The organism is Caballeronia sp. Lep1P3, from assembly GCF_022879595.1.
Lineage (GTDB): Bacteria > Pseudomonadota > Gammaproteobacteria > Burkholderiales > Burkholderiaceae > Caballeronia.
Map to the genome: position 1 here is coordinate 1,001,636 of NZ_CP084266.1, position 23,730 is coordinate 1,025,365.

Annotated in this window: 22 protein-coding genes and 1 pseudogene; 13 read left to right on the forward strand and 10 right to left on the reverse strand. The window is 62.1% G+C overall.

The features are described from left to right. Window positions 1-25 precede the first annotated feature (25 nt). The 4 genes from LDZ27_RS19095 (at window position 26) to LDZ27_RS19110 (ending at window position 4,147) form a co-directional block, all read left to right on the forward strand. Window positions 26-1,066, forward strand: coding sequence for an amidohydrolase family protein (locus LDZ27_RS19095; protein WP_244816440.1), 1,041 nt, complete (start codon window positions 26-28; stop codon window positions 1,064-1,066). Beyond that, window positions 1,063-1,731: an RraA family protein gene (locus LDZ27_RS19100; protein WP_244816441.1), complete on the forward strand. Its 669-nt coding sequence runs from the start codon at window positions 1,063-1,065 to the stop codon at window positions 1,729-1,731. The genes LDZ27_RS19095 and LDZ27_RS19100 overlap by 4 nt, the downstream gene beginning before the upstream one ends. A gap of 73 nt (window positions 1,732-1,804) precedes the next feature. Then, the gene (locus tag LDZ27_RS19105; protein WP_244816442.1) at window positions 1,805-2,197 is read left to right on the forward strand and encodes a hypothetical protein; all 393 of its coding nucleotides are present in this window, start codon (window positions 1,805-1,807) and stop codon (window positions 2,195-2,197) included. Between the two features lie 330 nt (window positions 2,198-2,527). Further along, window positions 2,528-4,147, forward strand: coding sequence for a hypothetical protein (locus LDZ27_RS19110; RefSeq protein ID WP_244816443.1), 1,620 nt, complete (start codon window positions 2,528-2,530; stop codon window positions 4,145-4,147). 39 nt (window positions 4,148-4,186) lie between these two features. On the opposite strand, the gene LDZ27_RS19115 is transcribed toward LDZ27_RS19110, so the two are convergent. The 3 genes from LDZ27_RS19115 to LDZ27_RS19125 all read right to left on the reverse strand — a co-directional run bounded on the left by LDZ27_RS19115 (window position 4,187) and on the right by LDZ27_RS19125 (window position 7,908). Further along, window positions 4,187-5,578, reverse strand: a complete 1,392-nt coding sequence (locus LDZ27_RS19115) for a short-chain fatty acid transporter (RefSeq protein WP_244816444.1) — start codon at window positions 5,576-5,578, stop codon at window positions 4,187-4,189. A 279-nt stretch (window positions 5,579-5,857) separates the two neighbouring features. Continuing rightward, the gene (locus LDZ27_RS19120; protein ID WP_244816445.1) at window positions 5,858-7,417 is read right to left on the reverse strand and encodes a methyl-accepting chemotaxis protein; all 1,560 of its coding nucleotides are present in this window, start codon (window positions 7,415-7,417) and stop codon (window positions 5,858-5,860) included. 275 nt (window positions 7,418-7,692) lie between these two features. Further along, entirely contained in the window at window positions 7,693-7,908 is a 216-nt protein-coding gene (locus tag LDZ27_RS19125; protein ID WP_244816446.1) for a hypothetical protein, read from the reverse strand. A 48-nt stretch (window positions 7,909-7,956) separates the two neighbouring features. Between LDZ27_RS19125 and LDZ27_RS19130 the strand changes: the two genes are divergently transcribed. Both LDZ27_RS19130 and LDZ27_RS19135 read left to right on the forward strand, forming a co-directional pair. Next, a complete protein-coding gene (locus LDZ27_RS19130) occupies window positions 7,957-9,132 on the forward strand; it encodes an acyl-CoA dehydrogenase family protein (protein ID WP_244816447.1) in 1,176 nt (391 codons plus the stop codon). 71 nt (window positions 9,133-9,203) lie between these two features. Next, window positions 9,204-9,929 carry an SDR family NAD(P)-dependent oxidoreductase gene (locus LDZ27_RS19135; protein WP_244816448.1) on the forward strand — a complete coding sequence of 242 codons (726 nt, stop codon included), beginning with the start codon at window positions 9,204-9,206 and terminating at the stop codon, window positions 9,927-9,929. Window positions 9,930-10,120: 191 nt separating this feature from the next. Here the strand turns inward: LDZ27_RS19135 and LDZ27_RS19140 are convergent, their stop codons facing one another. Then, window positions 10,121-10,645, reverse strand: coding sequence for a DUF4142 domain-containing protein (locus LDZ27_RS19140; protein ID WP_244816449.1), 525 nt, complete (start codon window positions 10,643-10,645; stop codon window positions 10,121-10,123). 143 nt (window positions 10,646-10,788) lie between these two features. On the opposite strand from LDZ27_RS19140, the gene LDZ27_RS19145 reads away from it, so the two are divergent. Then, window positions 10,789-11,073, forward strand: a complete 285-nt coding sequence (locus LDZ27_RS19145; protein ID WP_244816450.1) for a hypothetical protein — start codon at window positions 10,789-10,791, stop codon at window positions 11,071-11,073. A gap of 146 nt (window positions 11,074-11,219) precedes the next feature. Continuing rightward, complete coding sequence (locus tag LDZ27_RS19150) at window positions 11,220-11,849, forward strand: histidine phosphatase family protein (protein ID WP_244816451.1); 630 nt, start codon at window positions 11,220-11,222, stop codon at window positions 11,847-11,849. Between the two features lie 6 nt (window positions 11,850-11,855). Here the strand turns inward: LDZ27_RS19150 and LDZ27_RS19155 are convergent, their stop codons facing one another. Continuing rightward, complete coding sequence (locus LDZ27_RS19155) at window positions 11,856-12,416, reverse strand: DUF4337 domain-containing protein (protein WP_244816452.1); 561 nt, start codon at window positions 12,414-12,416, stop codon at window positions 11,856-11,858. 151 nt (window positions 12,417-12,567) lie between these two features. Between LDZ27_RS19155 and LDZ27_RS19160 the strand changes: the two genes are divergently transcribed. Next, complete coding sequence (locus LDZ27_RS19160) at window positions 12,568-13,755, forward strand: MFS transporter (RefSeq protein WP_244816453.1); 1,188 nt, start codon at window positions 12,568-12,570, stop codon at window positions 13,753-13,755. A 57-nt stretch (window positions 13,756-13,812) separates the two neighbouring features. Here LDZ27_RS19160 and LDZ27_RS19165 read toward each other — a convergent pair whose 3' ends face one another. From LDZ27_RS19165 to LDZ27_RS19175, 3 genes are all read right to left on the reverse strand, one after another. Beyond that, window positions 13,813-14,697 carry a carboxylesterase gene (locus tag LDZ27_RS19165; protein ID WP_244816454.1) on the reverse strand — a complete coding sequence of 295 codons (885 nt, stop codon included), beginning with the start codon at window positions 14,695-14,697 and terminating at the stop codon, window positions 13,813-13,815. A 2-nt stretch (window positions 14,698-14,699) separates the two neighbouring features. Further along, complete coding sequence (locus tag LDZ27_RS19170) at window positions 14,700-15,479, reverse strand: DUF4118 domain-containing protein (protein WP_244816455.1); 780 nt, start codon at window positions 15,477-15,479, stop codon at window positions 14,700-14,702. Between the two features lie 213 nt (window positions 15,480-15,692). Continuing rightward, window positions 15,693-16,817, reverse strand: coding sequence for a VIT1/CCC1 transporter family protein (locus tag LDZ27_RS19175; protein ID WP_244816456.1), 1,125 nt, complete (start codon window positions 16,815-16,817; stop codon window positions 15,693-15,695). A gap of 315 nt (window positions 16,818-17,132) precedes the next feature. Here LDZ27_RS19175 and LDZ27_RS19180 point away from each other — a divergent pair, with 315 nt between their 5' ends. The 3 genes from LDZ27_RS19180 to LDZ27_RS19190 all read left to right on the forward strand — a co-directional run bounded on the left by LDZ27_RS19180 (window position 17,133) and on the right by LDZ27_RS19190 (window position 21,180). Next, window positions 17,133-17,939 carry a phosphatase PAP2 family protein gene (locus LDZ27_RS19180; RefSeq protein WP_370653416.1) on the forward strand — a complete coding sequence of 269 codons (807 nt, stop codon included), beginning with the start codon at window positions 17,133-17,135 and terminating at the stop codon, window positions 17,937-17,939. Window positions 17,940-18,664: 725 nt separating this feature from the next. Further along, the gene (locus LDZ27_RS19185) at window positions 18,665-19,462 is read left to right on the forward strand and encodes an IclR family transcriptional regulator (RefSeq protein WP_244816457.1); all 798 of its coding nucleotides are present in this window, start codon (window positions 18,665-18,667) and stop codon (window positions 19,460-19,462) included. A gap of 284 nt (window positions 19,463-19,746) precedes the next feature. Then, complete coding sequence (locus LDZ27_RS19190) at window positions 19,747-21,180, forward strand: MFS transporter (protein ID WP_244816458.1); 1,434 nt, start codon at window positions 19,747-19,749, stop codon at window positions 21,178-21,180. 368 nt (window positions 21,181-21,548) lie between these two features. On the opposite strand, the pseudogene LDZ27_RS19195 reads toward LDZ27_RS19190, so the two are convergent. Next, a pseudogene (locus LDZ27_RS19195) lies at window positions 21,549-21,791 on the reverse strand (aldo/keto reductase); the annotation flags it as partial. A 156-nt stretch (window positions 21,792-21,947) separates the two neighbouring features. Between LDZ27_RS19195 and LDZ27_RS19200 the strand changes: the two are divergent. Beyond that, window positions 21,948-22,583: a LysR substrate-binding domain-containing protein gene (locus tag LDZ27_RS19200; RefSeq protein ID WP_370653417.1), complete on the forward strand. Its 636-nt coding sequence runs from the start codon at window positions 21,948-21,950 to the stop codon at window positions 22,581-22,583. Window positions 22,584-22,815: 232 nt separating this feature from the next. Here LDZ27_RS19200 and LDZ27_RS19205 read toward each other — a convergent pair whose 3' ends face one another. After that, window positions 22,816-23,601, reverse strand: coding sequence for an IclR family transcriptional regulator (locus tag LDZ27_RS19205; RefSeq protein ID WP_370653418.1), 786 nt, complete (start codon window positions 23,599-23,601; stop codon window positions 22,816-22,818). Window positions 23,602-23,730 lie beyond the last annotated feature (129 nt).

The window sequence follows — 23,730 nt, forward strand, 5'->3', positions numbered from 1 at the left end:
TACACAACGACAACGGGACTACGCCATGATCATCGATTGTCACGGTCACTACACGACCTCGCCGCCTCAGCATGAAGCGTGGCGCACGAAGCAGGTGGCCGCGCTGAAGGACGGCGCATCGCCGCCACCGCGACCGTCTATTTCGGACGACGAAATACGCGAAAGCATCGAAGGCGGACAGCTTCGCATCCAGCGCGAACGCGGCACCGATCTCACGATCTTCTCGCCGCGCGCCGCCGGCATGGGCCATCACCTTGCGACGGCCGAGGCCAACGCGGTGTGGTCGAGCGAATGCAACGATCTCATTCATCGCGTCTGCAAGCTCTTTCCGCGCAACTTCGTGGGCGTCTGCCAGTTGCCGCAGGCGCCGGGCGTGCCGCCTGAAAACTGCATCGCGGAATTGAGGCGATGCGTGCAGGAGCTCGGTTTCATCGGCTGCAATCTGAACCCGGACCCTTCCGGCGGCCACTGGTCCGGCATGCCGCTCACCGACCGCTCGTGGTATCCGCTCTATGAAGCGATGGTCGAGCTGGACGTGCCCGCGATGATCCATGTCTCATCGTCGTGCAATCCGAACTTTCATGCGACGGGTGCGCATTACATCAATGGCGACACGTCCGCGTTCATGCAATTGCTGACCGCCGACCTGTTCGCGGATTTTCCGACGCTCAAGTTCATCATTCCGCACGGCGGCGGCGCAGTGCCATATCACTGGGGCCGTTATCGCGGGCTCGCGCAGGACATGAAGCGCCCGCTTCTCACCGAGTATCTGCTGAAGAACGTCTTCTTCGATACCTGCGTCTACCATCAGCCGGGCGCGGAATTGCTCGCCAAGGTGATCCCTGTCGAGAACATCCTCTTCGCTTCGGAGACGATCGGCGCGGTGCAGGGCATCGATCCCGAAACGGGCCATTATTTCGACGATACGCGCCGCTATATCGATGCAATCGACTGGCTCTCCGACGCGGATCGCCAGCGCATTTACGAAGACAACGCGCGCGCGGTGTACGGACGTCTGTCCGCGCAGCTCGAACGACAACGATCGACCGAAGGAGCGACGACATGAATCCGGCAGGATGGCGCGAATACGAATCGGCACCCCAGGCGAGCGCCGCGACGCTCGATGCGTTGCGCGAACTCGCGGTATCGCTCCTGAGCGACAACATGGCGCGCGTGAGCGGCACCACGGGCCTGCGTGCGTTTCATCGGCCGAGACCGATGGCCGGCACCGCCGTCACCGTGCGAACGCGCGGCGGCGACAATCTCGCGATTCATCGCGCGTTCGACTACTGCAGGCCGGGCGACGTGCTCGTGATCGACGGCGCAGGCGAACTCACTCAGGCGCTGATGGGCGACATCATGGCGAGCTTCGCGGAAAGCATCGGCGTGCAGGGCCTCGTGATCGACGGCGCGATTCGTGATGTCGGCGCGCTGAGCCAGCGCGATTTTCCGGTGTACGCGCGCGGCGTCACGCATCGCGGGCCATACAAGCATGGGCCGGGCGAGATCAACGTGCCCGTCACGGTCGGCGGCATGGTGGTGCATCCGGGCGATATCGTCGTCGGCGACGAAGACGGCGTGCTCGCGATTGCGCCCGCCGATGTCCAAGCCGTGATCGAAGGCGCGCGCAAGCAGGCCGCGAAGGAAGCGGAAGCGTTGAGATCGATTGCGGAAGGACGTTTCGACCGCTCATGGGTCGCTGCGCAGCGCGACCGGATGATGAACGGCTGACGGCTTGCCCGATGCGTGGCGACGCGTGCATCATGGCGCGTTCGCTTCATCGACGCCAGGACACTCCGACGCCATGCCAGACCATCTCGACACAGCATCGCTCATTGCACTTGCACGGCGCGCCGAAGCGCAAGATCCAGGCCCGTGCACCTGCACGAAAACGCCGCTCGACGGCTGGCAATCCCAGCCGCTCTCTCTCGACGAAACGCAGTTCCGCGAAGTCGGCACGCTGATGCCGGAAGACGAGCCCGAGCCGACGTTCTCCGAGTATCTTCCGGGCAAGACGACTTACTGGTCGCCCGACGCGCCCATCGCGCCGCGCTACTTTCCGTATAACCGCTGCGGCGTGTGGGAATGCACGTCGTGCGGGCGCCTTTATCTGCGCTACACGGAAGGCGGAGGCTATTTCGTGGACCGCAGAATTCGCGCTGTGCGCCTTGCGCTCATCGAGGACGTCCCGCTTTAGTTGAGCGTTGTCGCGCCGTTCGCATGCACGAATCCCTTGTCTTTGTTTTTGGACTGCGCGTAGTATCTTCGTCAACGCGCGGTGTCTGTCGCCCATGACGCGCGTGTGAAATTATCAGTGGAACGTCTGTCGCATCCGGTCCACGGCATGACCGGCAGTGCATGCATTTGCAGTCGAACTCCCGATTCAGCGCCTTGGAACTCAGTGCAAGGCAAGTTCGGAGACGAGCATATTGCCCATGACGACGTCGAATCTCATATCAGCGAGTCCGCGCCTCGTCGCGCTCACCGTACGCGCGCGGCCACCGCGTTTCATCATCGGGCGGCTCGCATGAACATGCCCGCCGATCAATCCGCGCAAGTGAACGCGAGCGTCGATGCGGACAGTCACGCGCCGTTCGCACGCACAGGCCGTCTCGCCGCAATCCTCCCGCGCGTGCTTTTCATCGCCACCGTGCTGTATGGCGCCGCGCTGTTCTGGATAGCGCCGCGCCCGCCCTTCGTCGATTTGCCGCAACACGCGGGGCAAGTCGCGTTGCTGCGCGACGTGCTCAGCCACGCGTCGCCGTGGCAAAGCCTCGTGCAGATCAATCTGTTCACGCCGTATCTCGTCGGCTACGGACTCGCGCTGCCGCTCGCGTATCTGATGCCCGTGGCCACCGCGCTCAAGTGCATGCTGACGCTTGCGTATATCGCGTTCGTGGCCTCGTGCGTCGGCTTGCGCCGTCATCTGCATGGCGATGCGCGGCTCGACTGGCTCTTCGTGCCGGGATGCTTCGGGTTCGCGCTCGGATGGGGTTTCTATACGTTTCTCGTCGCGGCGCCGCTCGGCATTCTGTTCATCTGGCTCGCACACACGTATGCCAACGCGCTTTCGATCAGAAGAGGCATAGGCCTCTTCGTCGCGGGCGTCGTGCTCTTCTTCTGCCACGGCCTCGTCTTCGTCTTTGGGGCGGCGATAGGCGTGGGCTTCGTGCTCTTCGGGCACAGGCCGATGGCCCGCCGCGTCGTTGCGCTCGCGCCCTTCGTGCCGCTGGGCGTGCTGTGCATCGCTTATGTAATCATTAGCCGTGCGAACGATCCGTTGCTCGGTCAGGCGGTGCCCGAAGTCGTCGCGTTCAAGTGGGGCTGGGACTGGCACCGTGCGTTTGCGTTGCCTGTCTATGTGTGGGGAATGAGCAAGAATGCGGCGGTGTACCTGCCCCTTGTCGCGCTGATGTTCGCGGCGCCGTGGCTGTGGCGCGACAGAATCAACCGGGATCGCTCAGTGATCGTGCCGATGCTCGCGGTAGCGCTCGTCTGGTTCGCCGTGCCCGATGTGGCGCTCAAGACCGGGTACCTGTATCAGCGCTTTGCGCTGTTTCTGCTGCCGGCGTATGCGCTCATGTTCTGCGCGGCACCGACATCGGCGAAGGATGATCGCGATGCGTCGGCGCGTTCGGGCTGGCGAACGCTTCGCGGCGTGGGCGTGCAGGCCGCGATCGTCGCCGGATGCTGGATCTTTCTGACGGATCAGGCGGTCCGCCTGCATCGATTCACCGTCGAGAATGCGCCGCTCGACAAGCTGCTCGCGCGAACGGAACCGGGCCAACGCGCACTCAATCTCGTGTTCGACCGCACGAGCCCCGCGTACAGAAGCCTCACCGCCTACATGCATCAGGCGCTGTGGTACCAGGCGGAGCAGCACGGTTTCGTCGATTTCAACTTCGCGACTTTCGTGCCGCAGATCGTGCGCTTCAGGCCGGGCATGCTGCCGCTGGACGGACCCGCGCTCGAAGGCGATCCGCGACGCTTCGGCTGGCACAAGGACAACGCGCGCAAGTACCGCTACTTCTTCATTCACGCGGGTGAACCATTGCCGGCGAATTTTTTCCCCAATAACGAATGCGATGTCGCGCTCGTTATGCAGGAGGCCGAATGGTCGCTCTACGAGACGCGCCATTGCCGCTAAGGGCGCGTTGAACGCCCCGCATAATGCGGCCCCACTCGATCACGCAATCAACCACAGCGACGCCGCATAGATCACGAGCGATACGGCGAACGTCACCGCCGTATAGCCCATTACGCGCTGGATGCGGATTCCCGCGATGGCGACGATAGGCACCGCCCAGAACGGCTGCAGCATGTTCGACACGTTCTCCGCCATCGCCACGCCCATCGCGGTGCGCGGCACCGACGCATGCAGCCCGATGGCGGCGGGCAGCACGAACGGTCCCTGCACGGCCCAATGGCCGCCCGCGCTCGGCACGAGCAAGGTAATGATGAGCGAGCTCAGATAGCTCCAGAGCGGAAGCGTCGCCGGCGTCGCGATCGTGACGAATGCCTTTGCGATCATCGAGGCAAGTCCCGTGCCCTTCATGATGCCCATGATCCCGCCATACACGGGATACTGCAGCAGCATGGAACCGGTCTGCCGCGCGGCGCGTCGAATGGCGTTCGCATAGGCAATGGGCGTGCGCTGAAGGACAAGACCGATCAACAGAAAGATCAGGATCGTCGTGTTGATGTCGAGATCGAATTTCTTGTCGCGCCATGCCACGAAGAGATAGCCGACGCCGAACGCAACGAGCACCGCGGTCCCGATCATCGACTCTTCGAAGCGCGACGCAAACGAAGCAGTCGTGTTGACGCGCGCGTGCGGATCGGCGCTGGACGCGTCCTGCGCATCGTCGCTTGCATCGCTGAAAGCCACCACGTTCTCGGCCTTCGGATGCATCCTGATGAAGAGCGCAGTCATGACGATGACGACGAGCACCGTCGGGATGAAAACAAACGGCGCAAAGACCGTTTCGGAGAGCGGCACGACGTGGCCTGTCGCCTTCTCCACGAGGTTAAGCGCGTTGCCGTGCGATGCCTGCGAAAGTGCGATGGAACTCGAAAGCCCGCTGTTGCACACGGACCACGCGGAGTAACCGCCCGCCACGAGCCACGCGAAGTCCACGTTCACCCGGCGAGCGATCTCGCGGGAGAGGAACGCGCCGACGATCAGCCCCAGTCCCCAATTGAGCCATGCGGCGATGGCGACAACCGGGAACACGACGAGCGCCGCGCGTGCCGGCGTCTGCGCATGGGCCGCGAGCGCGCGCAGTCCGCGCTGCACGATGGGCGCTTCCGCGATGGCGTAGCCCGTCGCGAGGATAAGGATCATCTGCAGCGCGAAGCCGAGAATGCCGAACGTGCCTTCGAACCAGGCGTCGAGAATCTTGGGGGGCGTGCCGGCTGGCGCGATCAGCGCCGCGAGCACCGCGACGAAAAGGGTCAGGCAGATGGACAGGACGAACGGATCGGGCATCACCCGCTCGAAAACATAAACCAGTCCTTCGACGATGCCGCGCCCGGCGGCTTGCTGATGGCCCGCGACGCGGTGAGTGTCTCGCTTCATGTCTCTGATATGTGTGGCCACCGCCGTGCTGACGACAGGCGGATACGATCGGTGCGCGATGCGTCGGCGCTTGCATGCGCACGCCGGCGAACCGTGCCGATTCTGTGAGTGGAAGAGCGCAGGCGCGCCGTGCGGCGGTCGATCAGTGAGTTCGCTATACGAACAACACTTCGCTAATCGAACGCTGAGGCATTATTCGCCCGACGAGCGCGGGCTGTCAAGGCAGCAAGGGCGCCGCGCCCGAGGCAATCCTTACGCCCGGCGCGGCGCGATGCGCGCTCACATAACGCTGTCAACCCTGAACGCGGAAACCGAACCTTTCAGCGCGAGCGTCTGTTCGTCGAGCGCGAGCGCTGCCGCCGACGCCTGTTCGACGAGCGCCGCGTTCTGCTGCGTCACCTGATCCATCTGCGCGATGGCGCGGTTCACTTGCTCGATGCCCGTCGACTGCTCTTCCGATGCAGCGGCGATCTCGCCGATCAGGTCGCTCACACGATTCACCGACGTCAGGATTTCGCTCATGACCTGGCTTGCCTGCTGCGCCTGTTGCGCGCCCGCTTCGACACGTCCGAGCGAATCGGTGATGCGCTCCTTGATCTCCTTCGCCGCGTTCGCGCTGCGTTGAGCAAGCGAACGCACTTCGCTCGCGACGACGGCGAAGCCGCGTCCCTCCTCGCCCGCGCGCGCCGCTTCGACAGCCGCATTGAGCGAAAGAATGTTGGTCTGGAACGCGATGCCTTCGATCACGTTCGTGATGTCCGCGATCTTGCCCGACAGCTCCGAGAGGCCGCGCATGGTCAGCTCCACTTCCTGCGCCGCATGATTGCCGCGCTCGGTGACGAGCGCCGTGCTCGAGACGAGCTGCGTCGCCTGCTTCGCGTTGTCCGCGTTCTGGCGGACCGTGCTCGTGAGTTCTTCCATCGACGAGGCCGTTTCCTGCAGCGCCGCCGCCTGTTCCTCGGTGCGTTGCGACAGGTCCGTGTTGCCGCTCGCCATCTGATGAACGCCGGTTGCGATCACGTCCGTGCCGCCATGCACGGCCTTCACGATGCCGCCGAGACTGCGCTTCATCTCGCGCATCGACGCGAATAGCTTGCCGATTTCATTCGCGGCTTCATGCCGAATCGCGACAGTGAGATCGCCGCGCGCAACGTGTTCGAGAACGGTCATCGCTTCCTTGAGCGGCATGACGATGGTGTGTTCGAGCGCGTAATACACGAACGCGATAAGCGCGCACGACACCACGAGCAGGCCAATGGCGACGGCGACGAGCGTCGTCTTGCTCTGCGCCTTGTCGTGCTGAAGTTGCGCGGATTCGTCAGCGGCGACGCCGAAGAACGCATCGGCCGACTTGCCGAACGCCGCGCTCGTGCGCGTCATCGGGCCTTCGTTGGTGCGTGCATACGCTTCCACATCGCCCGCGCCGATGGCGACGAACAACTGGTCGATTGCGGCCGTATGGGCATGGAAGGTGTCAGCCACTTGCGCGCCAACCTGCTGCTGCGCGGACGTGGCCTTGGGAATCGCCTGGAATGCTTCAAAGGACTTCTTGGCCAGGTCGTAATAGCCCCGGGCCGCGGCGACGGCTGAATCCTTGTCGGCAGGATTGGAAGAAAGGGCGATAAAGGCGCGGCTCAACGCGCTTCGTGCCTTGAGGTTGTTGATGTACACATCTTTCAGATCGACGATTTCGGTGTTGAGCGTGTCCACCTTTTCCGACAACGCATTCGACTGGTTGACGGAATAGACACCGAAGAACGCGGTGACAAGAACCAGCGCGCCGAAAAGCAGGAGGACCGCGATAAAGCCTGTTCGCACGGACAAATCTTTCAATTTCATGTATTTCACTTTTCCAATGAGCCGCGTAGCTCGTAACTCGTAACGGCGTCGCAAGCAGCAGGGATGCGCTGCAGGTGTGTTTACGGTCGCTTAACTAAAAAATGAAGGATGCACGATATATCGAACGATCGTTCGGACGGCGCGGTCGAAGCGGCTGGTGGCATGACGCGCGATGCTTTAATTCGTCATGCTTAATCTTTAGCGCTCGCGTCCGAGCGCATCGCTTGCTTCATCAACCCGCATTTTCCGCAGCCGCGCCGCCCGGCAATAGTCCATCAGCCGTCGATGATCTGCGTTGTCGCCTCGTTCATCGCGGGACCGTGCATCGGGAAAAACCAGTTGATTTCGTATTTGCGCTGGACGCCGCCGGAACCAAGCCGTTCTTCGATTCCCAGATCGATTGAGCGGCTCTTTACGAAGGGCTTAATGCAGACACTTTCGACGCCAGTTCGAGGCATCGCGTCGCTGAAAAGTCTTCTCGCTTCGGCCATCCCTTGCTACCGTAGGCAAGCATGGCTGTCCATGTCAGGAGGCATGCAATGAACGGTATCGAGGACGCTCGCTGGACTGAACCGCTGGATGCAGTGCTGCGCGACTGGGCGCGCACCGCCGCCGCGCGCGACAAGGCGGGCGGCACCGCCTTTCACGAGCGACGCCTGTTGCGCGAGAGCGGCCTTCTGCGGCTCTCGATACCGCCGGAATACGGCGGCGACGGCGCGGACTGGTCCACGACGCTCGATATCGTGCGGCGCATGGCGCAGGTCGACAGTTCGCTCGCGCATCTCTTCGCGTTCCATCATCTTCAACTCGCGACAATCCGCCTCTTCGGGCGCGACGCGCAAATACGCCGCTGGCTCGCTGAAACCGTCGCACAAGGATGGTTCTGGGGCAACGCGCTCAATCCGCTCGACAAGAGCACGCGCGCCCTGCCCGATGCGGATAACGGCTATCTCTTCGATGGCCGCAAGAGCTTCTGTTCCGGCGCACGCGATTCGGATCAACTGCTCGCGTCCGCTTTCGATGACGACGGCCGCCTTCTCATCGCCGTCACGCCGACGAACCGCGCGGGCATCAGCGTGCTCGACGACTGGGACAACATGGGCCAGCGTCAGACGGACAGCGGCACGGTCGTATTCGAACGGGTACACGTTGCAGCCGACGAATTGCTGATCGACCCCGGTCCGCTCTCCAGCCCGTTCGCGTGTCTGCGGCCGTTGCTCGCGCAGGCGATCCTGAGTCACATCTATCTGGGCATCGGCGAGGGCGCGCTACAAGTTGCGCGCGAGGCGACGCTCGCACAGGCGCGGCCCTGGATTGCGTCGGACGCCGCGCGGCCCAGCGAGGACCCGTATGTGCTCGCGCATTTCGGCGACTTCTTCGTTGCGCTCGAAGGCGCGCGCCTGCTTGCCGAACGTGCGATGCAGGCGTTCGATCGCGCCTGGCAGCGCGGCCTCGCGTTGAGCGAAGCAGAGCGCGGCGAGGTCGCCGTCGCGGTGGCGGCATCGAAGGTCGCAGCCGCGCGCGCCGGACTGGATGTCGCGCATCGCATGTTCGAGGTCACGGGCGCGCGCTCGACGACAGCGGCACTGCGTCTCGACCGCTTCTGGCGCAACGTGCGCGTGCATACGCTGCACGATCCCATCGACTACAAAGTGCGCGAACTCGGCGACTGGGCGCTCAATGGACGGATGCCCGAGCCATCGTTCTATTCGTAGCACGTGCGTCTCTTTTCGCTCTTCGAACATCGCGCGCCGCGCGGAAGTCGCGTGCCTCGGCTACCATCGGCATGACCGTTCTCTGGGGTGACGTCATGAGCGATATTCCGTACAAAAGCGCACTCATCATCGGCGCGGGGCCGGGCATCAGCGGCTCGCTCACGCGCTCGTTGCGCGCGCGCAATCTGCAAGTGGTGATCGCCGCGCGCAACGTCGAGAAGCTCGCACCGCTCGTCGATGAAACGGGCGCGATCGCGCTGCCCGTCGATGCGGCCAACGCCGGTGAGATGGAACGCCTCTTCAGCGAGACCGAAGCGCGAATCGGCGCGCCTGAAATCGTGGTCTATAACGCGAGCGGACGCACGCGCGGACTCATCGCCGAACTCGATCCCGCTCAGGTGCAACAGGCGATCGCCGTGTCGGCGCTAGGCGCTTTCCATGCCGTGCAGCAGGCGGCGAAGCGCATGATTCCAGCGGGCAACGGCGCGATTCTGCTGACGGGCGCAACGGCGGGCGTCAAAGGCTTCGCACTGTCCGCGCCGTTCGCAATGGGGAAGTTCGCGCTGCGCGGTCTCGCACAGAGCGCGGCGCGCGAACTCGCGCCCAAGGGCATCCACGTTGCGCATTTCGTGATCGACGGCGCCGTTCGCGCCGCGCATCGCGCCGACTCTGCCGATGCACCCGACAGCACGCTCGACCCCGATGCCATCGCGCAATCGTATCTCGACGTGCTGCGACAGCATCGCAGCGCATGGTCGTGGGAGATCGAACTGAGGCCCTGGGTCGAGAAGTTCTGACGGCCAAGAAAGCCTTACGCGCCGCGCCGAGGACCTGGGCAATATCGCTGCCGCCGAAGGCCGTCGGCAGCTCATCGATGCCCTCAAGCAGAGCCTGGCGCCGTTGCGCGAACTCGTCAAAAGCGCGAAGTTCTTCGAACGCGGCGAGACGACGTAAGCGCGGCATCGACGAATAAAGAAACACCCGTTCTTTATCGGCTCAACGCCCATTCGAGCGTCCGCGCCTGATTGAGATGCAAGATGCAAGTGGGCCGCGCGGCAGCCAGCAGCGCCTTTACGTGCGGATTCGTCGTCGAGCGGATGATGTCGTCGGTCGCTGCGATCCATCGCTCATGCCACACGATCTCTCGTCGCACATACGCGAGGTCGAAATCGCGGCTTCCCAGTTCGTCGAGTGTGTCAAGGTCGCCGCGTGCCTGATTCGCGAGCGCGTCGCTCATGGCGCTCGCGCGAGCCTGCGCGCCGAACTGCGCGAGCATGGCGGCCGCGCGGCGCTCGGCGTCGCCGTGTTCGGCGACGAGCCTGCGCGCGAAGTTCTGCACGCTTCGGGACTGCGTTCTGCGCAATGCAAGCTCGCCGACAGCGACATCCGACCGATTCGCCACGATGACGACGCCGACGACTTGCGCACCGGTCAGAGGCCCATCTTGCGCATGCGCGCACAAACTCTTTGCGACGAGCAGCGCGAGTGCCACTGCATGCGATGCAAGTTTCATGGATCGACTCCGAAGTCGTCTTCGTGAAAGAGATTCGACGCGCGACGCTGGAACACTGGTTGCTCAGACGAATAGGCTGAAGACCCATAAATCGTGCTGCTTGCGACGCTCTCCAGCAAGGTAATCTCTGAGAGGAACTCGAAATGAAAACACGTCATCTTGTCACGGTTGCGGCCGCCGCACTGCTCGTTGCGAACGGCGCTGCCCTGGCTCAGGAACAAAGCGCACCGATGGCTGGCGCCCCTCACACCACCGATTCCAGCACCGCGACCTACGGTGCATCCACATACCGCGGCTCGGACTATGGTGGCGCCGCATACGGCGGTGATAACTCGGCCGGCGCTCGCAATTATGGCGACTGGGTCAGAGGCCGCAACCCGGCCAATTGCCCGGCGGGACTCGCATGTAACGTCTATAAAGGATCGTGAGTCCGCACAACAGGGCGAACACCTGGCCTGGCACGCGACGGCTGCATTCACGCAGTCGTCGCTTCGCGGCTCGCTGCCGACATACGCACTAGCCAGCAGCCTCTGCGTTGCTACAATCGGCGGATTCCCCAGACCGCACGATCACGATGTCCCGACACCTCGCATCGCCGCTCGCAGCGCTCGCGCTCGCTTATGCATGCGGCGTTGCTTCAGCGCCGGCCAATGCCGCTGACGACGCCACCCAGACAATCGTGATGGTCCGGCACGGCGAGAAGCCCGCAGAAGGACTGGGCCAGCTTTCGTGTCAGGGACTCAATCGGGCGCTCGCGTTACCGCGCATCATCGAAACGAAGTACGGGCGGCCTCGCGCGATCTTCGCGCCCGACCCCGCGAAACAGAAGAACGATCGCGGCACGCGATACGACTACGTGCGCCCACTGGCAACCATCGAACCTGCCGCGATCTATTTCGGCTTGCCGGTCGACGCATCCATCGGTTTCAAGAATACCGACAAGCTCGTCGACGCTCTGCTTGCGCCGGATTATCGAAGCAGCCTTGTCGTCGTTGCATGGGAGCATGCGATCGTCGAAGAAGCGGCGCGCCGCATCGTCACGCGCTTCGGCGGCAATGCGTCCAGCGTGCCGCGATGGGAAAGCGCGGACTTCGACAGCATCTATGTCGTGCGCATCGCTCGCAGTGCGGGAAAGACCGTCGTGTCATTCGACGTCGAACAGGAAGGCTTGAACGATCGACCCACGGTCTGCCCGCAGCATTGAAGCCGTTCAGAGCTGAAAGAACGCAAAGACCGATACACCGAGTCCCGCCGCGCCCATGAGCCCCGCAAGCACGAACAGTTTGCGGCTTCCCGTGAGCGAAGTGATGGCCGCAAGCGAGATCGCCACGCTCAGCCACGCGAGCGCCTGCCCGAACAAATGCTGCGGATGTTCCTTCTGCTCGGAGCGGCGATTCGCGTTTTCCACCTGTTTTTCCAGCTCTTGCGCCTTCGCGGCGATCTGCTTCTTGCGATCTTCGTACTTGTTGATCTGATCGCGATAGAACGCCTGACGCGCGGGCGGCGCGAGTTCCGCCGCGAGTTCCATCAAGTGACCCTTGCTCGATTGCGCCTGATAGTAGCTCCATTGATCGCTCGCCTTGCTTTGCTGAAGAACGGCATCGTTCTTGAAGATGAGCGCCTCTGTCTGCAAGACGCCTTCCTCATAGTGCAAAAGCCCTGACAAGGCCGCGAGAATCGCGGTGAAGACAGCGACCCATCGCGACAAGGGATCGCCTGCATGAGCCGCATGCTCGACGAGATGTTCGTGAGGTGCATGTTCGTGGGACATGGTTCCGTATGCGCGTCGTGAATGCGATGTAAAAGCCGAGAACCGGCGATCTTATCTCAATAATTCATGCGGCATGCATGCGACTGCATCTCGAACGCGGCACAGGATTTGCCGATAATGAAAACCCGCATGCAGAAAAACAAGATCTCCGATGCCTTCATCCCCTGCCTTCAAATCGCTTGCGTTCGTGAACGTCGCGCTCGTCTTCATGATCGCGATGGCGGGCACGACGCTGCCCACGTCGATCTACCGCGACTATCAGACCGCATACGGATTCAGTCCGGCGATCATCACCGTCATTTACGCGAGCTACGCGCTCGGCGTACTCGGCGGGCTGCTCGCGATGGGCAACTGGTCCGATCAGCTCGGACGCAAGCGCATGCTGCGATACGGCCTGCTGGCATCGGGCGTATCGGCGCTGACGTTCCTCGCTGCGCACGGCCTCGCGATGCTGATGCTCGGCAGGCTCTTGTCGGGCATATCGGCGGGCATCTTCACCGGCACCGCGACGGTCGCGATCATCGAACTGAGTCCCGAAGCATGGCGCGGCAAGGCGACACTGACGGCGACGGCGTCGAACATGCTCGGACTCGGCCTCGGTCCGGTGCTGAGCGGCGCACTCGTTCAATATGCGCCCTGGCCGACGCGTCTCTCGTATGCCGTGCATCTTGCACTGCTCGCGCTCGCCATTCTGTTGTTGCGCGGCGTGCCCGAGACCGTGGACGTCGCGCAGCGCCCGGTGCTTCGCCCGCAGCGGATCGCGTTGCCGCAAGGCGTTCGGGCCGCGTTCATGCCCGCCGCGCTGTCGGGATTCGCGGGCTTCGTCGTCGTCGGATTCTTTGCGGCGGTCTCGCCTCAACTCATGCGCGGCGTGCTCGGTTATCGCAGCACGCTCGTCATCGGACTGGGCGTGTTTCTGATCTTTCTCTTCTCCACCCTTGGACAAAGTCTCGAACGCGCCATTGCACAGCGATTTCGTCAGGCCGTCGGATGCGCGTGTCTCGTCATCGGTCTGGTGGCTCTGGCGGTTTGCGCTTGGCAGCGCTCGCCGCTTGCGCTCTATGTCGGCACGGCAATCTGCGGACTTGGACAAGGCATCGGCTTTCGCGCGGCGATGGGCGAGATCGCGAGCAAGACGCCGCCGGAGCGCAAGGCGGAAGTCACATCGACGTTCTTCGTCGTGCTCTATGTGGCTATCTCGCTGCCCGTTATCGGCATCGGCGTGGCGATACAGCGCGAAGGCATCGCTCTCGCGACGATGACGTTTGCCGCCGTCACCATCGTCATCGTGCTAGCGGCACTGGTGCTTCTGTCACGCAACAGCCGCCGCGCGCAATGAAGCGCTGCGCGTTTCCTGCGAATGCAATCACAATTCACAGAAGCCGCAAGTGCAAACTCATTGCGCCTTTCTTGCGACCGAAGCAAGCTGCCTGAGCCTGCGCGCAAGCGCGCGCGAGACGACGGGCGTCGGCTGCGCGTCAGGCGCGAAAGCCGCCGCGCTTTCGCGCAGGAACAACGCGCATTCGCGCGCGACGACTTCGCGCTCGTTGTCCGAAGAAATCATGTGATACGAGTCGTCGAGCCAGATAGTTCTAACGAACGACGCACCGACATTCGCCTCGACCAGACGCGCATTATGGGGACTCGACGTTTCGTCGTCGATGGCGTGAATGACGAGGCAGTCGCTTTTGATTTCCTGCAGGCTTTTTCTGACTCTTCCCGCAAGACGACGCGCCTCATGCACCGCCGCCACCGTTATGAACGCAGGGCCGACTTCGCTGATATCGTTCTTTTCCATGGCTCGCGCGATCTTGGAGCGGAGCGCCTCGTTACGCAAGCCGAACGGCTCTTTCTCGCGATAACGGAATCGCGATCGCATCGGCGTGTAATAGAGCCACAAAAGCAGGAATCTGTACCACGGCATAGCCCAGCCGTCATAGTTCAGCGTGACGGATAGCAATAGAATCGCCCGCGCCGCCGGACGTTCCTGCGCAACCGAGGCCGCGAGTGTCGCGCCCATCGATAGCCCGCAAATCGATACGTGACGATAGTGCGCGCAGAGTGCATCGAACTCCGCGACCGCCGCGCTGATCCATTGCTCCATCGGCGTATGCCCCGTTCCCGCGCTGTAACCCGCGAGCTTAGGCGTATGCGTGACGAACCCTTCTTCCGTCAGATAGCGGGCGATAAACCGCAATTCGAGCGGCGAACTCGACAGCCCATGCAATAGCAATACAGCGTGATCGGCGGTCTCCCGAACCGGGAAAAGAGGATTCTTCAAAGTCAGTCCTCGGTTCGCAGAACCAGAAAGGCCCCGGACGGTGTGAAGAACTGCTCGCAAACGCATTCCACTGCGCGCCACTCATTGCTACCAGAGAGAAAGCGCATGCGATGGTGACCCGGCAGCAGTTGATCGCTTGCGCGAGTGAGATCGTCGGGATGGACCTGGGCGTGTTTTACGCCATACGCGATGCCCGCGCGAAACGGTTCATCGTTGTCGCCGGCCGCTTCGGCCATGACGCTTGCCGGCAATGCGCCGCTTGCGACATCGAGCCCTTTGATGAGAATCAACGAGCGCGTGTATTGGACGATGTGATGCAGCATGCGGTGCATTTCATCGGTGGCACGCCGCGAGATCAACCGCTCGTTGTCATGGCGCAGGAGCATTTCATAGCGCGACTGAGACACTGCGCCAAGCAATTCCGCGCGATATTGCGCCCTTCGCAGCCGCTCGACGAGCGTAATGAGGACGATCGTCACCAGCAGATAGGAGACGAGGAGCTTGATGTCCGACTGATCGATCACCTCGATATGACCATACGGCGGAACGAACAAATAATCGGCGATGCACAACCCGGCGAACATCACGCAGCAGGCGGGGCCGAGGCCGCCGTAGTACTGCACCAATACGGCTGCGATCAGAAAGGCAGTGCCGGGCATGACCGCGCCAAGCACCGGGTGGAGCAACGTGCGAATGAACGCAGCCGACAGAAGCGCGACGAGTGCGATCGCCCAACGCTTGGGTCCGCGGGGCGCCCATCGCCCGGAATTTCGGACTTTCATTTTTTTCTTAGGGGCGAGAACGACGATGGTCCGCCGCTCCGATTACAACAATCGACGGTGAGACCGGGAAGCGTCGGCGGATCATAGCCTGCGCTGAAACGGTCGCGGATGTCCTTGGACTCTTTTTGCCAAAAGAGTCGATGTTATGCGTTGCCGCCTTAACGGGCGCTTATGTGATGAGCCGCCGAACAACAGCCGTCACTGACAGACGGCTTACGAAACGGACACGCCGAGCAAATGCCCGACGCCGTAAGTAAAAGCGGCTGCCACGAGTCCGATGACAATTTGTCGCGCCGCCGAGAACATTGCACTCCGGCCATTGAATAGCGACGTGAAAATTCCTATCGCCGCAAGCGCAAGCACGCTTAAGACGATGCACTGAATGATTGCGGACTTGCCGGAGGACCAGAGAAACGACACTGCCGGAAAAAGCGCTCCCGCCGAGAACAGACAGAACGAGACCGCCGCCGCAGACCACGGATTTCCGCCTAGTTCGGCGGGATCGAGTCCGAGTTCTTCGCGGGTCAGGGCGTCGAGCGCCTTGTCCTTGTCGCGCATGATTTGCGAGGCAACGCGGCTTGCTTCCGCACCGTCGAGACCCTTCGCCCGATAGATGAGCCGAAGCTCATGCTCCTCCGCTTCCGGCGTGTGCTCGAGTTCGTCGGCTTCCTTTGCGATCTGCGTCTTGGCGAGTTCGCGCGCGTTAGTCACCGACAACCATTCGCCAAGCGCCATCGAACAGGCGCCCGCGATGATTCCGGCAAGCGCAGTGAGCAATATCGCCTTGTTGCCGGTGCCCGCACCCGCCACGCCCATGATGAGGCAGAAATTGGATACCAGGCCGTCGTTCGCGCCGAGCACGGCCGCGCGAAGATCATTGCCCGACGACACGCCTCTGTGCCAGGACTCCGCTCCCGCGATCTCTGAACCTTTGGTCGCGCCGGGCTTTCCATCATTCGCGAGCGACTGGACGATGCTCGCGTGATGATGTTCGTCTTCCGACATCTTCGCGGTGTCGGGGGAACCGGAATATTTGTTTCTGTCCGCGAACTCCGCGGCCGCGAGCGAAGGCAGAACGAAGCGTGGGCCGAACACATGGACTAGCCCTTTCATCAGCGCCGTCTTGATGCTCGCGCCAGCAGGCACGCGCTGCTGGTTCGCTTTGAGTTTGTCGGCCCATACCTGCGCATGCTGTCTTTCCGATGCGGCCAGTTCGCTGTAGACCTGCTTTATTTTCTTGTCCGTCTCGACGCGCGAGAGCGTTTCATAAAGCGCCGCACTGTGAATTTCGTCGACAAAGTTCGCGCGGTAGCGCCTTAGCTCGTTCTTCGAAGCCATGTCTTTCTGCTTTGGGGAAATAGGCCACTGTATTCCGCTGCGCCGGTATTCGGCCCGATAACCTCAGAACGTGCGTTGAGCAAGAACGCGAATGGTTCGCGTTCGGACGAGGCGGGGGTTTAGCGCATCGCGCAATCCGCGGTTCACGCGCATTTCTTTAGGGCGGGAACGCACTGATTGGTATGAGTTGATACGATACTTTTGGCGCCGTGTTCCCAGAAGCGCAAGCGTATGCGCTCTGGACTCGCGAAACGCACTCGAACAAGAACGGCAGCACGCTTAGCCGCACCTAGTGCGATCCTGAATAATAGGTTAATGATGAACCCATTCGATACGGCAATTCAGTCGCAACTCGTGCATCTCGGCTGGTCTTCGGCCGCGCTCACTCATGCAGTGAGGACCATTGCGGACTTCTATCTCTTCAAGGGCCTGTTTCCGCTTGCCTTGCTGTGGGCGCTCTGGTTCAGTCCTTCGGATACGGTGCAGGAACGCCGCGAGATGGTGGTCGCAACGCTCGCTTCGGGACTTGTCGCATTCGTCGTCGGACGCTTTCTCGCTCACGCGCTTCCTTTCCGTGTACGGCCCATCTATGACGCGAATCTGCATCTTGCGTTTCCCTTGCAAGGCGAAACAGAACGGTTCCTGCGGACATGGAGTTCCTTTCCGAGCGATCACGCCGCGCTCTGGATGGCGATGGCCGTCGGCATCTTTCTCGTGTGGCGCTGGCTCGGCGCGATTGCGATTCTTCAATGCGCGTTACTCGTGTGCTTTCCGCGCGTTTACCTCGGGCTGCATTATCCGACCGATGTCATCGCGGGCGCGATCATCGGCGCAATCACTGCATGGGCCATGACGCGCGAGCCGGTCCGCAAGCGCTTTGCGCCTGCGATCGTGCGCTTCATCGAAACGCGACCCGCAGTGGGTTACATGCTCGCATTCGTGCTTTTCTTCGAACTGGCGACGATGTTCGATGAGCCTCGCCTTCTTGCCTCATCGCTCGAAGCGCGTCTCATGCACGAGCATGTGCAAAACGATGCGTCCGGTAATGCGCAAAAGATCGATCCGCCTTCGCGCGCCGATGCAAAGCACTCGCTAAAGAGCGTCGCTTCGACGAACGGATAGGCCCGGGCACGCGCGTTCAGTGCGATTCGTTATAAGCTCCATCGTGCAGATGCGTGCGATAACGGCGATCATCGCGGCAATCCAGCGATGTTTCCCCGGCAGTCCCGACACTTTGCGGATTCTGAAGCCGTCCGCGACATAAAGGCTGCCGTCCCGTCCGAATGCCAGCCCGCGCGGGCCCGCAAGCATCGCCTGAGTCGCGAGTCCGCCGTCGCCGCCATAACCCGACACTCCGTTTCGAGCGATGGCTTCGATGACGCCCGTTTCGGCGTCGACCTGTCGCACGCGGTAGTTGAAGGTATCGCTGATCGTGAGATCGCCGGCTCAGTCGGTTGCAATGTGCGACGGAACGTTAAGCAAGGCCTGCATCGCGGGCTGACCGGGCGAAGCAATCGAACAAAGCGTTCCAATTGGCTGTCAGGCGACTTTCGCCTTTTCGCGCCAACCTTAGATTCGTAATCCGAACTATCTTCGTAGATGTCCAAGACTCGACGCTGCCGCGCGATGACTACGAGAGAAAGTTCGGTCAAGAGTCACTTCGACAAACGGCAGTCGCTCCGTAAGTAGCGTGACCCATCGGTGCGCGACAGAGACATCTGGCTCATGAACGGAAGCGATCTGGCTCGCCGACGTTTGGCCACTCCTTTACTGCGGGCACCAGTAACAGAACTTGAGTTCTGTTACGCGGAACTATAGAGTGGCGACATAATCAGCTAGGAGAAACAATGACTACCACCGCGTCCCCGACGACCGAGCCATCGGCCGAAGCTTCGGACACATCCAGTGGTGTCGCGGTCCTGGATCGGGCTTTTGCGATCCTCAACGCATTCGGGCCGACCGACGACCGGCTGACGCTCACGGAAGTCTCGCGCCGCACCGGCTTGTACAAAAGCACAGTCTTACGCTTGCTCGGAGCCTTGGAGCATGGCGGATTCATACGGAAGTTGAGCGACGGGCAGTACGGGATCGGACATCAGCCGCTGCGCCTCGCGACGCTCTACCAGCGGTCTTTTCAAGTCGGTCCGATCGTGGAGCCCATCCTTCAGCAACTGAGTCGGGATTTGGGCGAGACGGCATCGTTTTACGTGCGACAGGGCGATCAGCGGTTGGTGCTCTACCGCGTGGAGCCGTCGAGGAGCGTGCGCGTCGCGATACGTGTCGGCGAGGAATTCGCGATCGACAAAGGCGCCTCCGGCAAGGTGCTGCTCGCGTTCACCGAATCGTCCGATCCGCGGTGGAACGATGTGCGCGAACAACTCTGCGCGGTCTCATACGGCGAACGCGATCCCGAGACGACGTCGGCATCGGTGCCTGTGTTCGATTCCACGGGCCAACTGGTAGGCGCGCTGACGCTTTCCGGGCCAAAGGGCAGATTCGGCGCTCCATCGACAATCAACGTCGCGCTCAAAGCGTTGCTGCTCAGCGCGAAGCGCGTGACCGTCGCCTTGGGCGGCGTGGGAGCGAGATACGATGCGAGCATCGCCAAGTTCGATCAAGACGACGAGATCGAAAGCGGCGGTTAAGCGAGTTCCCTCACACACGCTGTTCCGCGGGCGAAAGCCCGTTGCATAAAAACTGCGTCGCGCGCCGGCATTCCATTTCGAACCCCGCTTCAAGTCCACATTTCCTCCCCGGATCCGCTCGCGTTCGCGCGGCATCGCTTTTGCCCCCGCGCCGCGCGCGGATAGCTGCTGGTGATATCCCTAATCGCTCCTGCTCGCCGCCCGCGACTACCATATATATACCGCGAGGCAGAACGATGTTCTGTCAAACAGAACATCAACAACACTAGCAAGGAGAGATGCAGATGGCCAGCCTGCCCGTCGACGGGACGAACCCGCCGCACAATTCACCGAATGCCGGTGGACCGCAGCGGATCAACGCGCGGATCGACCGCTTGCCCGCGACGCGCTCGGTGTGGATCCTCGTCTTCATGCTGTCGATCGGCGGCTGGTTCGAATTCTACGATCTGTTCTTCACCGCGTACGTCGGGCCGGGCCTCGTCAAAAGCGGCCTGTATTCGACGACGACGGCCTCGTTCTTCGGCTTCTCGGGGCTTGGCGCGTTCGTCGCGGCATCGTTCGCGGGACTTTTCATCGGCACGTTCTGTTTCACGCGCCTCGCCGACCGCTTCGGACGCAAGACGACCTTCACCGTGTCGCTGCTCTGGTATTCGGTCGCGACATTCGTGATGGCGTGGCAGGACAGCGCGTCCGCGATCAATCTGTGGCGTCTGATCGCGGGCATCGGCGTGGGCGTCGAACTGGTGACGATCGATACGTACGTCAGCGAACTCGTGCCGAAGCATCTGCGCGGCCGCGCTTTCGCGTTCGTGCATCTCGTGCAGTACACGGCGGTGCCCGCCGTCGCGCTGTTCGCCTGGTGGCTCGTGCCGCGCGCGCCGTGGGGCATCGACGGATGGCGCTGGGTCGTCATCATCGGTGCGCTGGGCGCGCTCGTCGTGTGGGCGATCCGCCGCCGCGTGCCGGAAAGCCCGCGCTGGCTCGCGCAGCAAGGCCGTCTCGACGAAGCCGAAAGCGTGATGCGCGCGCTCGAAGCCAAAGTCACGAAGCAATACGGCCAGACGCTGCCCGTTCCCGTCGAGAGCATCGAGTCCACCGGCGCCGTCGGCAAGGCGCGTTTCAGCGAGATCTGGCAGCCGCCGTATCGCCGCCGCGCCGTCACGATGCTGGTCTTCAATCTCTTCCAGGCGATCGGCTTCTACGGCTTCGCGTCATGGGTGCCCACGCTGCTCGTTTCCAAAGGCGTGACCGTCACGCATAGCCTGATGTACTCGTTCATTATCGCAGCATCGAATCCGTTCGGGCCTTTGCTGGCCATGGCATTCGCCGACCGTATCGAACGAAAGACGCTGATCGTGCTCTCGGCGCTCGGCATCGCCGTGTTCGGTAGCTTGTTCGCAACGCAATCGTCGCCCGCCATGCTGATGCTCCTCGGAGTGCTCATCACGCTGTCGGGCACGCTGCTCTCGGTCGGCTATCACGCTTACCAGACCGAGCTTTTTCCGACGCGCATCCGCGCCACGGCGGTCGGCTTCGTCTATTCGATGTCGCGCCTCTCCGCGATGTTCTCGGGTTTCATGATCGCCTTCGCGTTGCGGCACTTCGGCGTGGAAGGCGTGTTCGGCTTGATCGGCGGGGCGATGCTGATGGTCATGGGCGCAATCGGCTTCTTCGGTCCACGCACGAACAATCACACGCTCGACGAAATTTCTCACTGAAGAAGGCTCGACGGCGTCGCCGCTACGGATCCGCACGGCAATGGGAGCGGCTCGAACTCGCGACGTACGAAAACCAATGCTCGAAGCGCCTCTCGAAACGGCCGTGGCTGGAGCGCCTTGGTTGGCGGTAGGACGGATGCGGATGCAGACGTCGTCCTGCCCGCCGCCCCGCCCCGCCATGTCCTAAATTCCGCCGGCCAGATATCCGCCATCAATGTTCAACACGGTTCCTGCGATGAACCTTGCGTCACTGCAATGGAGAAAGACGGCGGCTTACTCCGGTTGACCGGTGATGACGATGTCCTTTCCTGCGATGTTCTCCAACCTGGCGATCTTCTCTGCAAACAGCGCGCGGCGTCGTAGATGGCTTACTTGCCGACCCGCGCCTGAATATGCGCCGGGTAACGGTCACCCTGCACAGCGATGGTCGAGAACGCGGATTCAATGTCGCGCAGATTGTCGGCCGTCAATTGGAAGTCGACCGCACCAACGTTCTCTTCCATACGATGCAGCTTCGTCGTGCCGGGGATCGGTGCAATCCAGGGCTTCTGTGCGAGCAGCCATGCGAGCGCGACTTGCGCCCGCGTCGCATTCAGCCCTGCAGCGGAACGTTGCTATCGACGCGGTGTTCTTCTTACCAGGACCACTCGCAGAGTCTCGCCAACACAAGCCGGAGAACGGCTGATTCAGTCCGTTGGTCCCCGTCTGGACGAAATCGAAGCCGAGCTGAGCGCGCTGAGCGCCTTGCGCGACACGCCGGCGGGTGCGTGCGCATCGCCGCCGGAGAGCATGCGGCGGAACTGCTGCTGTGGCCGGTCATCGAGCGGCTGCTGCCCGACTACCCGGACATCACGATCGAAATCGTTATCGACAATGGACTGGCGGACATCGTCGAACAGAGGCTCGATGCGGGAGTGCGGCTCGGCCAGCAGGTTGCCAAGGATATGGTCGCGGTTCGCATAGGTCCCGACGTGCGAATGGCGGTGGTCGCCACGCCGGCGTATTTCTCAAGGCATACGAAGCCTAAGACGCCGCAGGACCTGACGGCGCACAACTGCATCAACATCCGGCTGCCGACGGCCGGAGGGATATACGCGTGGGAGTTCAGAAAGGGCGGACGCGAACTGAACGTGCGCGTCGAAGGACAACTCGTGTTCAACACGGCAACGATGGCAGTGAAAGCCGCGCTTGCAGGCGTCGGTCTTGCCTTCGTCCCGGAGCAGCGCGTGTTGTCGCAGCTAGAGAGCGGAGAGCTTCTGCCGGTGCTCTCTGACTGGTGCCCATCCTTTTCGGGCTTCCACCTGTACTATCCCAGCCGCCGGCAACCTACTCCTGCTTTCGTGGTCGCCGCGAATGCGCTTCGTCAAGGCGCGAAGGCCTCCGGTATCAAACGGAACGAATAGGCGGTCCTCGGAATGCTTCGCGTGCGCACGACACCTGACCTATCTTATTTCGGCCTAGCGTCGGTTCAGCAGGAGCCCGGTTTTCGACCATCCGCGCGACTGCGGCCGTCCATCCAGTCAGACACTTAGACGGCGATGGAAAGAATGGTCCGGCTGTTAATTCCAATATGGCAGAGCTAGTCGTTCGAAGCGCGTGAGTTGACCGGCTACTCAGCGTTGAACTCGTTCCTTCTCAACCTTTGCCAAGCGGTGGCCGAGACGGAAATCCGGCCATGTTGCTCAACTGGGCGAGTTCATTGGCGGCCTCGCGCAGCAGCACCGAGTAGCCGTGAATCTTCTCTGTCGTCATCCGCTTGCGCGGACCGGCCAGGCTGATGACCCCGACGCAGCGCGAGCCGCTCACGACGGGCGCCGCAACCGCCGACATGCGCGGGGCGAACACCTCGTCGATCATCGCGTAGCCACGCACACGCGCAGCGTGCAAGAAACCAAACAGCGCTTTGAGCGTCGTCGGCGCATTCGGTCCGAACTCGTTAGGCTGACCGAAACCTTGTTTGAGGACGAGCGCAGCGGCTTCTTCATCGGCCATTGTCATCAGCCAGGCGTGTCCGGTCGATGTGCATGAAAGTCGTGCTGCCTGCCCCATGTCGGGATCGTAGCGGAAGCCGGTGCGCTGTCCGTCCGCCTTTGCCACCCAGATGATCGCTTCGCCGTCCACCAGCGACAGCCGCGCGAGTTCGCCCGTGTGCGCGGCGACGCGTTCGATGATTGGCTGAGCGATATCCGCGATGCCGGTCAGACTGAGAAACTCCAAGCCGTTCGAAGTCATGCGCATGGTCAGTATGTAGCGGCTGTGATCCGCCAGTTGGCGCACATATCCGCTCTCGACCAGTTCGGCGAGGACGCGATGGCAGGAACTCCGCGGCATCCCGAGCGCATCCGCGACTTCGACGAGCCCCGCGCCTTCGCCTTGTGACGCGAGAAAGTCGAGCAATCGCAGGCCGTTCTTGAGCGACATCGTTGGCTATCTCGGATTATGAAACGCAGTTCCGGTCCGGAACGGTCCGCTTTGACAGCGCAAACAATAGCATCTGTTCCTCGTGAGAAGCGGACGTCACACCACATAGGCTTTTAGGAGACACCTCAT